Annotated in this window: 10 protein-coding genes; 6 read left to right on the top strand and 4 right to left on the bottom strand. The window is 45.0% G+C overall.

Going from position 1 to position 15,461, the window contains the following annotated elements; translation table 11 throughout:
- From ACRRU2_RS27625 to ACRRU2_RS27610, 4 genes are all read right to left on the bottom strand, one after another.
- The coding region (locus tag ACRRU2_RS27625) for a DUF4256 domain-containing protein (protein ID WP_432506595.1) at window positions 1-258 on the bottom strand (258 nt) is incomplete at its 3' end.
- 244 nt (window positions 259-502) lie between these two features.
- Window positions 503-1,942 carry an MGH1-like glycoside hydrolase domain-containing protein gene (locus ACRRU2_RS27620; protein WP_432506593.1) on the bottom strand — a complete coding sequence of 480 codons (1,440 nt, stop codon included), beginning with the start codon at window positions 1,940-1,942 and terminating at the stop codon, window positions 503-505.
- Between the two features lie 37 nt (window positions 1,943-1,979).
- The gene (locus ACRRU2_RS27615; protein WP_432506591.1) at window positions 1,980-3,389 is read right to left on the bottom strand and encodes a family 20 glycosylhydrolase; all 1,410 of its coding nucleotides are present in this window, start codon (window positions 3,387-3,389) and stop codon (window positions 1,980-1,982) included.
- A gap of 57 nt (window positions 3,390-3,446) precedes the next feature.
- Window positions 3,447-7,253 carry an S-layer homology domain-containing protein gene (locus ACRRU2_RS27610; protein WP_432506589.1) on the bottom strand — a complete coding sequence of 1,269 codons (3,807 nt, stop codon included), beginning with the start codon at window positions 7,251-7,253 and terminating at the stop codon, window positions 3,447-3,449.
- 265 nt (window positions 7,254-7,518) lie between these two features.
- Between ACRRU2_RS27610 and ACRRU2_RS27605 the strand changes: the two genes are divergently transcribed.
- From ACRRU2_RS27605 to ACRRU2_RS27580, 6 genes are all read left to right on the top strand, one after another.
- Window positions 7,519-9,270 (top strand): sensor histidine kinase, encoded by a 1,752-nt coding sequence (locus ACRRU2_RS27605; RefSeq protein ID WP_331699859.1) that lies wholly within the window; start codon window positions 7,519-7,521, stop codon window positions 9,268-9,270.
- A gap of 1 nt (window position 9,271) precedes the next feature.
- Complete coding sequence (locus ACRRU2_RS27600; RefSeq protein ID WP_331699860.1) at window positions 9,272-10,957, top strand: response regulator transcription factor; 1,686 nt, start codon at window positions 9,272-9,274, stop codon at window positions 10,955-10,957.
- A gap of 127 nt (window positions 10,958-11,084) precedes the next feature.
- The gene (locus tag ACRRU2_RS27595) at window positions 11,085-12,797 is read left to right on the top strand and encodes an extracellular solute-binding protein (RefSeq protein ID WP_432506586.1); all 1,713 of its coding nucleotides are present in this window, start codon (window positions 11,085-11,087) and stop codon (window positions 12,795-12,797) included.
- A gap of 127 nt (window positions 12,798-12,924) precedes the next feature.
- Window positions 12,925-13,833, top strand: coding sequence for an ABC transporter permease (locus ACRRU2_RS27590; protein WP_331699862.1), 909 nt, complete (start codon window positions 12,925-12,927; stop codon window positions 13,831-13,833).
- A gap of 18 nt (window positions 13,834-13,851) precedes the next feature.
- Window positions 13,852-14,736 (top strand): carbohydrate ABC transporter permease, encoded by an 885-nt coding sequence (locus ACRRU2_RS27585; RefSeq protein WP_331699863.1) that lies wholly within the window; start codon window positions 13,852-13,854, stop codon window positions 14,734-14,736.
- 398 nt (window positions 14,737-15,134) lie between these two features.
- Window positions 15,135-15,419 (top strand): hypothetical protein, encoded by a 285-nt coding sequence (locus ACRRU2_RS27580; RefSeq protein ID WP_331699864.1) that lies wholly within the window; start codon window positions 15,135-15,137, stop codon window positions 15,417-15,419.
- Window positions 15,420-15,461 lie beyond the last annotated feature (42 nt).

Raw genomic sequence — 15,461 nt, 5'->3', positions numbered from 1 at the left:
ACGCCCTTTAGGGCTTTCCGCTGAACAATCATAAAAAATATATTCGCCCGTCGCATTATCATAATCAACAACATCGGGCTCACCGCCAGTACTTTCCATTTCATGGAGAGACCACAGTTTTTCATGACTAGCTTCCAGCTTTTCTTGTACTTTAGCCCATTCTATTCCTTCATGACGGTTCATGTTTTTCTCAAAACGGGCCTTCAATATTATAATTAGTTTCTCACGTTGTTCTGGTGATAACTTCTTGCTAGTTATTAAGACACTCCTCTTAATTCTTAGAGCAGCCGACAGTCAGGAATAATTGAAGATTTAACAAAATTAGGAGTCATTCTACTCTTTGTTTAATGTCATTCTAACTTTATTTACTAGTCTTTTCAAAGGCTGGGTGAGAATTATTATAGCCAGCTTGGATATCTGCACATTCGTAGTCATTGCGAATTCACCTGTTCAAGAACCGCTTAGATCCTTGTAGCCTATTAAGTCCAGCCCCCCCTTTCATTTATAGTTGTAAGCTCACTTTGCGCAGTTCATCTACATGAAGTGCTTTTGTTCCGTCAATCCATACTGACAGTCCTTTACCGCAGCCATACTTCTCCCCACTTGCATCGTAAGAAACCGTAACATTTCTGCCATGATAGTGAACATCCTTTAGACGAAAATAATCCAGCTCAGCCGAAGAGATCAGAGGATTAATCGTAAGTGTGCTGCCTATGGATGGACGAATGCCTGCCAATCCGGTAATAATATGATCGCAATAAGCGGAATGATTATAGTCCCGTCCGCGGTCTTTGTGCGCATCGTTCCGATCGTAAAGACGGGCTCTAGCAAGCCACTCTCCGGTATCGGGATGTAAGTTTTCATCTATCCAAGGTATTTCAGTTGTATCCTTCATACGCACCCATTGCGAATTCGTGTACGTTTGCAGGAGCTCATAATAATGTGCAGACGTCATGATGCTTTGATCGTACTCATTCAAAACATTCGCAAGCGCAACGAGCGTTTGAGAGGTGGCATACGGCCATGAAGGCCCATTCCACAAACACTCGTGCGGATGCTCATACATAAAATAAGGATCTCGTCTTTCTGCCGTTGTCGGTCCGTACCGGGCTTTGAACCCCTCGGCATCGAACAAATGGTGCCAAGCTTCCTCATAGCCGTCATCCGGAAGCAGAAAATACCATGGCAGCAGCCCCTGTAATTCTCTAACCGGCACCAGCTTGTTAAGCTTATTTCGGCCTAGCACCGTCTGAAGCTGCGGCCACTGCGCAATTACCGATGCATTGTGGCGAATACCTTCTTTATTGGACAGCGTCTTAAAAAATCCGTTGCTTGAATCCCACAGCTTCTTCTGTACTTCTGCTTTAAGCGCCTGTGCTTTGCCAAGATACAGTATCGATTCCTTCTCGCGCCCAGCGAGCTTGGCAATTCGTGAAATTGCTATAGCCTCTCCATACATATAACTATTTATAGTTACTCTGCATCCGGAGCCGCCAATGGAAAATTCCATTCCGTCCTCGCCATCGATTTGCCAGAACAAGCCTAGCTCGTTATCGAATCGTTCCTTCTCCCAAGCTTCGTAGTTTCGGATAAGGTCGTCTAATAGATTGATCGGAAGCGTGGAATCTCCTGTAACTGCGTACATCGCATAGATGGAGTCTGCTGCCCAAAAGCTGTACATCCTCGGCTCCCCGCCGTGCTTGAACCAGAACTTGGCATAGTCTTCAAGAACGTCGGAACGGCTGAGCCATCTTCCTTCATAGAAATGATGCCCCGCAGCACAACTGATTGTATTCGCCTTTCCTGCCCAGGGGACCTCAGACAAAAATTCGGTCACAACATGCCCGTATGAATGTTGTTTAATATGCTTCTGAAAGACAGCCGCCCGAAAATGATATATTTGCTCAATACGTGTATCGGAACATTCCAAAGCAGGAAACATTGTTCTCACACCTCGTCAGACAATGGGCATTTAAAGATCACTTTGTCTTATCACCCAATATATTCATGAATCTATGATCAAGCAATGCCAGTTTGGCCGAGAATTCCGGCCATGGCATTCTCTGTTCTATATTCCATATGCGCTCAACCATTGCCGGAATTCTATGACGCAGCAGTTCAATCTGATTCATCTCTTCATTTTCCCAAGAGCAGAACTGTGCACCAATGATATCAGCCTGCTCATCCAGCTGAATCGGTTCAAGATGTGCTTTTGATTGATCCCACCAATGCTCCCAGCGTCTTACATTCCAGCTATAAATGTGTTCCGCTGGCCACCCTGCAAATGGTGTTACGTAGAGCGGCTGCCAGGCTGAATTGATCAGCTTGTATCCTGCCTCCGCCAAACTATCAGCGGTATTGTAATAGGATTCCCAGGCTATTATCGTAATGTCCTGCGGAATTGGAATGCCGGGTTCTGACGAGAAGCCTTCCCATATGATCGGCTTTCGGCCTTGCCGTTTTACCGTTTCTGCAGCAAATAGAATATAACTACGCAGCAAGCTTTCTGCATTCCCGCCTTCTAATTGCTGCATCCGATTACGGCAAACTGGACAATTATGAAAAATTTCGTGTTTGGTTTCATCACAGCCCAGATGAATGTAAGTGGAATATTTAAATACATCGCACAGCTCGGTAAGGATATATTCCACTGCTTCATAGGCAGCTTCATTGCCGAGACAGATTGCGTTCTCATGAGCATGACCCGCTCCAGAGGTAAAGATTTCCGGCTCAGCTGCATTCAGAGTCGCCGAATGCCCCGGCAGATCGATCTCTGGAACGAGTTGTACCCCTCGTTCTTGCGCATACTCTACAAGCTCTTCCAACTCCGCTCTCGTATAATGCCTGCCGGGCTTCGCAAGGTTCGGAAATCGCTTCAACGGAAACGTAAAGGACTGATCATCCGTCAAATGCAGCTGCAAATAAGACAGCCGATAAAACCGGCAAAGATCAATAACCTTTCGAATAATTTCCGGGGAGTGCCAATGTCTTGCCACATCAAGCATCAACCCCCTATACGGCAGATCCGGCTCGTCTTCAATCGTACAATGCGGAAGCTCACCTGCATCGGACATAAGCTGCAGAAGCATGGAGGTTCCTGCCGATACGGCGAAGTAGCTTCCGCCTATAATCTCTATTTCTTGCCTAATCTTTATTTGTATTTGCTCTTCTCGCAGGCTTTTATCTATGTGAAGCTTAATCATGGTGCATGTATTGCTTTGAAAAGTTGGCTCCGATCCTAAAAGCTGTGTTAATTCCTGCTTGAAAATCGGAATGATGGCCGCCAGCTGCGGATCGAGTGCAACGATACACGCTTCACGAAGCGACACCGTTCCCTCATGTAATTGAACTGATTTTGCTACTGGGATCAAGTAATGCTGTTCCATCATTTATTCTACTCTCCTATCCAACCTTCTCTTGAAGCACTGATTGATAAACGCGATAAATTAATTAATAAATGCGGCGTGCTGCAGCAGACGCTTAATAATAACAGCTGCTTGCGCGCGAGTAGCCAAACCTTTTGGAGAAAACTGTTCGGCGTTAAGGCCCGTCATTACTCCTGCCTCAACCAGCTGCGCTACGGATGGCTTTGCCCACGGGCTGATCGCCGAGTTGTCGTTAAAGGCAGCTGCCAGACCGTTGAGATCAGCCACACTTCCCTGCTTGCCAGCAAAACTTAACGCTCTAAACGCAATAACCGCCATTTGCTCTCTTGTGATTCTCTCATCCGGTAAAAAGCTGCCGTTCTCAAAGCCGGTAATAAGACCCGCTTGAACTGCGGACTGGACAGCTCCCGCGAACCAGTCCGCTTCCTGAACATCATTGAACTGCTGTACAAATACGCCGTTATTCTCGATTCCGAGTGCTCTAGTAATCATAGCGACGAATTCCGCACGTGTAACAGTCTTCTCTGGAGCAAATTCAGACGCCGTCATTCCGCGAATAATCAGCTTGGATGCAAGCTGCTCGACAGCGGCTTTTGACCAATGACCGTTCAAATCATTGAACGATGAATCGTTCTGGATTATCCCGTACATACAATTATCTGTACTCATGATTTTCATGACGACAGCCCCATCTTCAGTCAAACTGATAATAGATGGAACAAAGGAAATTGCTCCAGTCAGCGGATCTATTCTTACACCAGCAGCTTTAGATGGATCAATCGCACTGCTGCCTGCTGACCCGGCAATGCTTACCGTTCTGGTTACATACGTATTTCCCATGTCGGATAAAGTAAATATCCGATTGCCAGTCCCGCTGCCCCCTTTTGTCTCTACAGTAAGGGTAAACGAATACGCATCGCCTAAGAGCGCATTACCTGCGGCATGAGAGTTTTCACTGAATTGCCGATTAGCGGCATCCGTTATTGTTTCAAAAGTGATAAACACATTTGTATTTTCTAAATCACTTTCGAGCTGCTGCAGCTGTTTCGCCAGGACAGGCAGGCTGACCGGCAAATCATAGCTGGCATTTCCGGCTCTGATCGACAAAATAGCTTGCGGTGCGGCCTTGCTTGCCGCCATAAGTGCTGAAGCTGGCAAGCCAACTTTATGAATAGCAGTATTCGGTATCTCCCTATTTGTTGGCGCTGCCTCAAATGCAACGATTTGCCGATCAGCTATCCTTTTTTTCACGAACTCGAACGCCTGGGCAATTACGTCGGCTGGCAGCAGTACTTGTGCCATGTTTTTTCTGTCCCGCGTCGATAAAAGAACAGGCAGCGATTTATTACTTATAAGCACGCCGCTAACTGTATCCCTTATGTCTACAGCCTCCTTAGTATTAGGATTTTCACCAGTCCCTCCCGGAGATCCTTCGGAAGGAGGCGAATAAGCCGCTATGGATATTGTGAACTCCTTGCTCGCTATCCTGCCTGCTTCATCCTCAACCTGAGCTGTAAAGGCATAATTGCCTGCTGCAGTCGGAGTCCCGCTAATGATGCCGGTCGCCGGGTCTAGTAACGTGCCCGGTGGCAGCACGCCGCTGCTTAAACTCCAGGTATATGCGCCAATCCCTCCGCCCGCTGTCAGCTCTGCCTGATAAGCAGTTCCAGCTGTGCCGGCTGCAAGAGCTGCTACATTTACTTTCAATGGCTTAACACCGCTTATTGTAACTTTGCTTAGTTGGGGACTGTAAAATACAGTGCCTTGTGCCGGGAATTCAATTTTTATATAATTTACGCCTATTGGAGCATCTGCCTCATATACCCGTCTTAATGCAGAGCCGGAATTAATGACAGTATCGCTGTAATTCCAATTTGTCTGTTCCGTCCAAGACAAACCGTCAGCGGAAGTATAAAATTTCAAATCGGCAAAGCTCGGATCAACATCTGTAGAAAAAATGCTTGTAACCTGGAAATGGGCAATATCTGGATATCTGTAAGTAATCCATTGCCCGTATTCCTCAAGCGGAATGTGATTTACACGCATTACCCGACTGGCATCCTCCAATAAATGTGCATTGGTCGTATCGAAACGCAGCCAATCGGATTGGGAATTTACTTTCAGCCAGTTATTCATATGATCAATGAGGTCTGTCGCCGCAGTGCCTGGATCAACGGCATTAGCGCCATCAACAGCAGCAACATTAGTAATTTCGTAAAGAACTACGCTATGATGAGCAAGCGTTGGTGTAAAGGTTAATTTGTTATCGACAATCGTTGCCGTAGTGGTTACCGGAGTCAAGGCAGCCAGCGTTTTATATGCAGCTTCTCTGGAGTTCCAGTAATCCAGATCATCCGGGTGGAGATTGTACGGTATGTCAGCGGAATATTTGGAATAGTAATCAAATGAGTCCGGATGCAGTCCGCGGCTTGTAATATCCGCATTCCATGTCGGCCAAAAGTTTGCATGCTCGTCATCAATAATCCATTGCTTGACTGTCACTGTATTGCCGGCTGCAGGGGCTAAGTTATGTAAGGTGACCGTCGGTGTCTCGCTAGTGACTGCATTTAAATCGGCATTATGATTATAGAGCATTACATGTGCCGTATTGGTGTCAGGATTGTATCCGCCAATGCCGTCAACTTCGTTAGAAGTATCGGCAGGATCATGTACGATAGCCGGTTTCACATAAATGTCCCCTGCCATCCGGTAAGCCAGATTGGCAAGATGTGCAGATACGACTGGAACTCCACCCCAATAAGTATTCGTATCCAACGTCCAGCTGCTCATCCAATCGATGTCATGATCAATCATCGTTTTGAAAAGCATCGCATCGGCCGATCCCTGGTAACTGTGAGCCACCGTACGGCTGCGCAGCGGCTTGCCATCCGGTCCGGAAAGAATACGCCCTTCGTCTATTCCATATTCCAAATCCGTCAACCCGTTTGCTATTGCTCTATCGCGCAGCGTATTGATCGTTTGTGTGATGGTGCGGGAACTGTAGCCTCCAGGAACATTGTCATAGAAAGAGGCTGATAAGTAATCGATTTGGGTGCCGATTTGACCAGTTTTATAATTCACCCCTGAAGCGACATGATCGATAAACTCTCTCTCATCCCACAGCCCGTTCAGTACAGTCATAGAATGTGCGCCAACCTTCAAGTTCTCGGCGCCTATTGCGTCTTCCAATGCCGCGACAGTATAGTCATACAGCTTGAAATAAGCGATTTTAGCACTCTCCGGCAAACCGTCACTTGTCTTAAACCAATCACCATTCTCATATTCCGTCAACACGCCCCATGTCCATGTTTTAACCTCATTGATTCCGAACTCTGTAACCAATGCATCGGCGATGGCATTGATGTAGTCATAATATTGGTCATAATCTGCCGGCGGCCTTTCATTTAAGCCTGTCGCATCCTGATGAGGTTCCGCGCTGTACTTTTGCGGAACAGTTCCTGTTTTTATAAAAGGCTTTAAGCCCATATCTACGATATTGCCAGCAGCCTCTATTAGTGCGTCGAACTTGTAATCCGTCATCGTTGCCAGATCATCAGGATCGATAAACAAATCCCTCCTGTCGTTGCCGCCAGTTGCCGACATCAATTGAACATTTTTGATGAAAGGGTATTGCGTGGAGAAATGATCGGAAGGCCATCCTTCGGCATCACTAAGCCAGATCGGATCATAATCCCATACGTTTACATCTGAAAACTTATTATCAATTTTCTTTCCGGTTTCAGGCAAATCAGCAAAATTAAATACAACTTCATTGCTTGCAGCTTGCGCGGGAACGCTTGGCACATTGAAATTGGCAAAAAGGAGCATGCCCGCAAGCGCCACCCCGTATTTCAATCTCCATTTCATAAGTTCTTCCACCTTTCATCATTGTTTTGAAAGCTTTCTGCCATAAATTATAGTCATAGCCTTTTTATACTCGCTAGGCACTTCTGATGACATGTACGCCACATCTTTTTACTTGAGGTATAAGTTATCCATTTAACTATTGAACGTTTGCTGATGGTTGTCCTATGATGGAGAAAATATCCATGCAAGCTAGCTATCAATGATATATTAAGTTTTTTCTCATAAAAAGGAGCGTGTCCATAAGTTGGTGAAAGAAGGAAGATGGTTGGATTTTATATTCACAAAGCTTGTCCTCACCTTTTTGATCGCGATCATCCCGCTCTATGTCGTGACTTTAACGATGAACCGGATGGCCTTCGAGCAGAACAAGCAGGAAATAACAAAGTCGTTAGCGATCAAGCTGCAAAACTATTTGGAAGCGTTTGAATACGAAATTCAAAGATTAGTAGAGCTTGAACGAGATTATCTCATCGACGCGGACTTGTTAATGCTCAGTTCCGTAACTGACGGTATGACCGACTATGAACGAAATACGGCAGTGCAAAACTTGCAGAAGCGGTTGCAAATTATGAAAACTTCCAGTGTGTATATTAAAGATACCAGTATATACATTCCATTGATGAACCGCACGATCAACACCTACCAGTTTCAAACCGAGGTAAACCAGGAAGAACTCACCCTATTTAAAGATACGAGCAGCAACGGCTCGCTAGTTTTTTTGGGGAACCGATTATACTTAAGTCAGCCCTACCAAGGGCTTCCTGCCCATCAAGCAGATATCGCCTTTGTATTAGTCATTGAAATCTCAACAGAGCAAATCGAAAAGGCCCTGCAAACCGCATTCGGTTCCGATGGCGGCGGAGCTATGCTCACCCGCACATCGTCACAACAGCTGATCTCCAGCCAGTTGGAAGTCAATGATCTTAGGCCTTTACAAGCCAGCATCCAAAAATTCAACCAGTACGAAGATCATTTCAGAACGAGTTCAGCCGGTACTACAGAAAAAAAATGGCTAACTTCGGTTGCATATTCACCGTATCTCGACCTTACATTTGCCGCCTTCGTCCCTCAAGAGAAAATATTGGCACCTTTGCAGCGATACGAAAGCTGGTTTTGGCTCTTTTCTCTGCTTTCGGTAGGCGTTGTCGTTATTTTTTCATCTTGGATATACCGGCAGGTGCACCGTCCGCTTGTAAAACTTGTTTTTGCGTTTCGCAAAATGGAGAATGGCAACTTCACCCCTGTTGTCCAGCATCGCTCACGCGATGAATTCGGCTACTTGTACCGCGCCTTTAACAGCATGGTGAACCGTCTGGCCATTCTGATCCGCGAAGTGTATGAACAGAAAATCAAAATTCAGCAATCGGAGCTGAAGCGGCTGCAGGCCCAAATCAATCCCCATTTTTTATTTAATAATCACTTTATTCTTGCACGGCTTATTAAATATCAGGACTATGAGAGCGCTGAGCGTTTTGCTACTTACATGGGAGAATATTTGCAATTTATTACCCGAGACGCCAAGGATGAGATCAGCCTGATTCAAGAAACGAAGCACGCGAGAAGCTATGTGGACATCCAGTCCTTTTGCTTCGCCAACCGTGTCGAAGTGCATTTCGAACAGTTACCTTCCCATTTGCATGAAATCCCAGTTCCCCGATTTATTTTGCAGCCAGTCATTGAGAATGCCTATAAGTATGTTTTTGAGAACCGACTCTCGCCAGGTGTGCTGCACATTACATTCAACAGCAGATGCGGGCAGATCTTTGTATACATCGAGGATAACGGCGACGGGCTGGATGAATCCATGCTCACTATTTTAAATAAACGTTTAACCACACCAATAGGAGATGCTGAACTGGAAAGCACTGGATTAATAAACATTCATCAGCGGCTCCAAATCAAATTTGGCTCGGCAGCGGGTTTAACATTTTCCCGAAGCGATCTGGGCGGCCTAAAAGTCGAAGTGCGGCTCATGGGCATCGAATCAACCAACTTGACGGAATTAGGAGGAATATAGGATGTTTAGAATGCTAATTGTAGATGACGTTTCCATTATCGTTGATAGCTTGTTTGATCTATTCGATGAGCTCCCGCATCTAGAGTTGGAATTATATAAAGCGTATTCTGCAGTGGAAGCCCTGAAAATATTAAAAAGAACAAAAATCGACCTCGTTCTGACCGATATTAAAATGCCGGAAATGACTGGGTTGGACATGCTTGGACAAATTCGCAAACAATGGCCTAGATGTAAAGTGATCTTTCTTACAAGCTACAATGATTTCAATTATGTTCAAGAGGCAATCGCGAGCGGAGGATTTGATTACTTGCTCAAGACCGAAGGTGATCCGGCGATTATTCATTCCGTTGAGAAGGCTATTGCCGCGATGAAAGAAGAAACAGCGATCGATCATTTAATTGATCGGACCCAGCAGCAGCTGCGGGCTTCTCTGCCCGCTTTGCAAAAGGAGTATTTATGGGAGCTCGCACAAGGCAAAACGATGTCGGCTGGCTCACTGAAATCGGCTTTTGAAGATATGGGTATTCCATTATCCGTAACGAGCCCCGTGTTCCTGCTGATCGGCCGAATCGACAGCTGGAAACAGGCAACGACACCTTCGGACAAAGCCCTGCTGCTCTATGCGATTCATAATATTGTCCATGAGTATTTATCCTCCATGGTTCGATTAATTCACATCCCCTTCGAACAATCGAAAATAATATGGTTTATTCAGCCGCTTGATGACCATCAGGCTGATCATCCGGAAATTGCTGAAGCAACACAGCGCACGTTTCAGTTTCTTCATGGTACGCTCGAATCGATCCAAGCTTCCTTCAAAGATAAACTGCAGCTTACGGTATCTTTTATGCTAAGCAAGACGCCAACTCCTTGGCTGCATGCCGCTGACCGATTTCAGCAAATGAAAACCACGATGAGCTGGGGGCTCGGATTGCGCAGCGGAATGCTATTAACTGACCCCGGTCCCGAATTCGAACTAGACGGACTTCAGAATGATCCGGGAATTGTCGCTGGCAGAGGAATTCCATTCAGTCATATAGGCGCTATGTCGCACTTTCTGGATAATAATCAAAAAAACGAATATTTCGAACTGTTTGATGCGACTATGCGAGTTTTAGCCGAGGAGGCCTCTACGATCCAAGAGCGGCTAGCTGTGTATTATGGTTTGTCGTCTATCTTTTTGATGTATATTAATCAGCGGGGATTACCTATAAATGTGGATGAACGAGCAGAGTTGCGGCTAGATCGGCTATCCGGAAAGCCTGAACAGGAAGACTGGCCAGAGACAGCCAACTATTTGAGAAAGCTGGCGGAATGGATTTTCGAGCATAAGAAAGAAGAACAATCAGACCAGGCGCAGGCAATCGTATTCAAGATCCACAGTTATATCGAAGCTAACCTGTATGGGGATATTTCACTGACCCGATTGGCAGATTTGGTAAACCTGAATCCCTCCTATTTATCGCGTTTGTACAAAGAAATTACCGGCAGAGTGCTCTCTGATCATATATCAGAAGTCCGGATTCAAACCGCGGTTCGACTTCTGCGCGAGAATGTGCTGAAGGTGCATGAAATTGCTACAGTGCTAGGTTATAACTCTACTTTTGCCTTTACGCGATTTTTCAAGAGCCATATGCACATGGTGCCTCAGGAATACAGACAGTCTCTTGATTTGCGGCCAAAGTAAATAAGTGTTGCGCCTATGTCAAAACTAGTGTCTGGAACGCGAAAAGCCGGCACCCTTAATATAAAGATACAGGAAAAAGCCGCTAATCCTGTATAAAACAAACATGTGTGAGAGGGGAATGAGCAGGTTGAAAACAAGCAAATTATGGGCAGCAGTGCTTGTATGTACACTGATGTTGTCTGCTTGCAGCACGGCGAATAACAGTGTAAATCCCACAGGGGAAAAACAGACAGGACAAGTGCAGGAGGGGACAAATAAGGCAACGCCTCAACCGGAAAATGAAGGAGAGATCGATCCGCTGGGTAAATATGATCCCCCGATTGAAATTTCAACAGTCGTGGGCACTAATCCGAGTCTAATCTTTAATCCGGGTGAAGATATAGACAATAACAGCGTCTATAAATCCTATGAAGAAGATTTGGGCATCAAACTGAAAAACAAATGGGCTGTGGACAGTTCACAGTATGAATCCAAAATAAAAATTACGATTGCCTCTAATGATCTGCCTGATTTTATGATGGTTACAGGCGCCGATTTGGATCAATTGATCGAATCGGATATGATTATGGATTTAAGCGAATTGTACGAGAAATATGCAACTCCAGAAACGAAGAAGTTTTTAACTGCCGACGGTGGAGCGCAGCTCGATTCAGCCAAATCGAATGGAAAGCTGATGGCCATACCTAAAACCGATGCGCCTTATGTCAATGCACAAATGTTATACGTCCGTAAAGACTGGTTGAAAAAACTAGACTTGCCGGAGCCGAAAACGATGGAGGACGTGTTACGAATTGCCGAAGCGTTTACAACTATGGATCCAGACGGGAATAACAAAAACGATACGATCGGCATTTCTGTACAAAAAAACTTTAATACCGGCGGCGACCAATCCCTGCTCGGCATCTTTAACGGCTATCATGCTTATCCAGGCACATGGATCAAAAAACCGTCCGGTGATGTTGAGTACGGCGGCATTCAGCCAGAGGTAAAAACCGCATTGCTGCAATTGCAAAACATGTTCAAGGCCGGACAGTTGGATAAAGAGTTTATTGTAAAAGACAGTGCCAAAGCTGCCGAGCGGATCGTGTCGAATCAGGCCGGAATGACATTTGGTCCATTTTGGATGGGATCCTATCCCCTTATGTCAGGTGCAGTGAAAGATGGAAAAGTCGTTCAAGATTGGGGCGTGTATCCGCTTCCTTCCATAGATAATCAGCCAGCACTAAATCCTATCGAGCTCGGTGTTACCGGGTATTACGTCGTATCCAAAAAGGCTAAAAATCCGGAAGCCGTAATTAAATTATTGAATCGCTGGGTATTGGCTCTGACAAGGAATGATAAGGAATTAGATGCTAAGCGGTATACAGAAGGGACGCTGACAGACAAGCATCAGGCATACTATACAATGAATCCAGTTTTTGTTAATGGCATGGACACGCAAATTCGGGCCGGTGAATTGCTTCCTAAGGCAATCAGCTCCAAAGATCCTTCCAATCTGCTAAATGGCCAAATGGACGGATACAATGACGCCTTAGCCTTTGCAGCAGGTGATGTTACCAAGTATGGCGCTCATATGGCGTTTACAGAAGGCGGCACTCAGCAAATGCTCTATAAATACTTTCAAGCAGACGGTTACTTGTTGAATGCTTACACAGGACCACAGACTCCTACGATGGCTGGACGCTGGTCGACCTTGGCTACGAAAGAATTCGAAGTATTCTCTAAAATCATCACAAATGGCGCTTCTATTGATGAGTTTGACAAATTCGTTGAACAATGGCACTCGCTAGGCGGTGCTGAAATAACGAAAGAAATAAATGAAAAGCTAAGTGCAAAATAAGCTATGAAAGGGGATGCCCTCGTGTATCCCCCTTTCTTGTATTTCTACAAGAAACCGTACGTCCTTAGTAAAGGGCGCGCAGTGTTTCTTCTTGACAGGAGCAAATAAAGTAAGGAAGTGGTATTAGATGCTTGAGAGAGCGAGATGGAGATGGAAACAGCAACTGCCGCTGCAGCTCATGGTATTACCTGCGATCATAATCGTCTTTATATATGGGTATTTGCCATTAGCCGGCTTGACGATGGCTTTCCAAAAGTTTAATCCCGCTAAAGGCTTTTTCTATTCTACTTGGATTGGCCTAGAAAACTACAGGTTTGTATTGTCCATGCCGGATACTTATCGCGTTATTTTCAATACGATATATATCGCATCGATGAAGATGGTTGTTGGGTTTATAACGCCTATTGTATTCGCTCTTTTGTTAAATGAGGTGCGAAATATGTTGGTCAAAAGGGCGTTCCAAACGATGGTTTATTTACCGCATTTTTTATCGTGGGTTATTTTGGCCGGTATATTGACCGATATTCTTTCCCCTTCTAACGGAATCATTAACCAATTTTTAGGTATTTTCGGAGTAGAACCTATTTTCTTTTTGGCTAGCAATGACTGGTTTCCCTTTATTCTAGTTCTATCGGATGTCTGGAAGGAATTCGGCTTCGGAACAATCATTTATTTGGCGGCGCTAACGAGCATCGATCCTTCTCTTTATGAAGCATCTGATATAGACGGTGCGAACAGATGGAGACAAACCTGGCATATTTCGCTGCCCGGCATGGCTCCAATCATCGTCGTTATCGGCACCTTGAGTCTTGGTAATATATTGAATGCCGGTTTTGAGCAAATTTTCAACTTATATAATCCACTTGTTTATGAAAGTGGAGATGTTATCGACACACTTGTCTATCGTATTGGGTTAGAGCAGGCACAATATGGGCTCGCAGCAGCAGTAGGGTTATTTAAATCGATTGTAAGCCTTGTACTTACAACTGTTGCATATTTTCTTGCTTATCGATTTGCAAATTATCGGATTTTTTAAAAAAGAGTGGTGGTTAATTTGAATAAAACTTTAGATTGGAAAAGTATATTGTTTCGCAGGGCGAATCTCGTATTTTTATTTTTCACTTCTCTACTTTGTCTGTTTCCCATTGTTCATATTCTGTCGATCTCACTAAGCTCATCCAGCGCAGCGGCAAGCGGAAAAGTTCTGTTATGGCCTGTACAATTTACGCTCGCTTCGTATGAATATGTATTTACACAAAAACCGTTTCTTACGGCGTTCGGCATTTCCCTAAAGCGTGTATTGCTTGGGACAGCCATTAATTTCGTATTAATTGTATTGACTGCTTACCCGCTTTCCAAAGACAATCACGTGTTTCTTGGCAGAACAATAGTAGCCTGGTATTTTGTATTTGTCGGCTTTTTTGGAGCTGGTTTGATTCCTTTCTACATGGTGGTGAAATCAACAGGACTGATCGATACGATCTGGGCGCTAATACTGCCAGGTGCTGTTCCTGTTACGAGTGTCATTCTGGTCATGCACTTCTTTCGGGGATTGCCGAAGGAGATTGAGGAGTCAGCTACGATCGACGGTGCGGGACAGCTCAAAATATTATGGTCGCTCTTTTTACCGTTGTCACTGCCTGTACTTGTTACTGTTACCTTATTTACAATTGTAGGACATTGGAACAACTGGTTCGACGGCTTAATATTTATGAATAGCACAGACAAATATCCGCTGCAAACTTTTTTGCAGTCTCTGATCATTAAAAAGGATTTACGCTTCTCATCTGTTCAGGAAGCAGAAGCGATGCTATTAGTATCGGACAGAACGGTTCATTCTGCTCAAATTTTCGTGGCTGCCTTCCCAATTCTGATTGTTTATCCCTTTATGCAAAAATATTTTCTGAAAGGCATTATAGTGGGCAGCGTGAAAGGGTAACTCCCCTTTCTATTGGTAAGATAAATTAATACACCTTCAAGAGAAGTGAAATGCCCCGGTGTACTACACCGCCACCTGAAAAAGAACCAAATGCAAATGCCTTTAAGTGGTACTCTGCCCTGACTGATTGCACAAAACATAACCTCGTATTACATTATGTTAAGTCAACAAAAAAGAGGGGGTCCCCCCCTCTTTACTGTTTCCGCTAATACATCTCCGATATAATTATCGTTCCGTACTAAAAGTTAACAACACTCCACATGTGTCATATGAGGAAACATTCATAAATTCTTCACTATAAAAGCTTCCCTTCTCATGTAAATCAAACCTCATTTTTGACATCGGTTCTTTCATTTCAGTAAAAGAACATTCTAAGCTAGCTTTGCTGATATCAGGCCGTGCAATACGCAAAGCTCTTGCATCTGCTTCTCTCCAAAAGCGATGAAAGCTCGCCGCATAGTGGCGCAGAGCTTGTTGCCCGCAAAGCAAAGCATCTGGTCGTTATGGGCGGCGCCTTTCCAGAAGGCAAAGAATGGAACTTCGAGATGCATCCCGAAGCGGCGGTATATGTATGTGAGCATTGGCCAACCTCCATCACGTTTACTGGCTACGAGATCGGTGCCGCCTTCCTTACCGGCAGCAAGCTGTTATTCGAAGTGCCAGCGGACCACCCGGTGCGATAGAGCTACGCCTCGTAATTGGGAGAAGAGCGGACGCGCCCAAGC

The sequence above is a fragment of the Paenibacillus sp. GXUN7292 genome (genome assembly GCF_050864975.1).
In the GTDB taxonomy this organism is placed as follows: Bacteria; Bacillota; Bacilli; order Paenibacillales; family Paenibacillaceae; genus Pristimantibacillus.
Note: the sequence above shows the minus strand (reverse complement) of the source record. Positions and strands in the feature narration are given on the sequence as shown.

Bases quoted from the DNA above. Each gene is read 5' to 3' on its own strand.
- ACRRU2_RS27620 (WP_432506593.1), bottom strand. From the start codon at position 1,942: ATGTTTCCTGCTTTGGAATGTTCCGATACACGTATTGAGCAAATATAT.
- ACRRU2_RS27615 (WP_432506591.1), bottom strand. From the start codon at position 3,389: ATGATGGAACAGCATTACTTGATCCCAGTAGCAAAATCAGTTCAATTA.
- ACRRU2_RS27610 (WP_432506589.1), bottom strand. From the start codon at position 7,253: ATGAAATGGAGATTGAAATACGGGGTGGCGCTTGCGGGCATGCTCCTT.
- ACRRU2_RS27600 (WP_331699860.1), top strand. From the start codon at position 9,272: ATGTTTAGAATGCTAATTGTAGATGACGTTTCCATTATCGTTGATAGC.
- ACRRU2_RS27590 (WP_331699862.1), top strand. From the start codon at position 12,925: ATGCTTGAGAGAGCGAGATGGAGATGGAAACAGCAACTGCCGCTGCAG.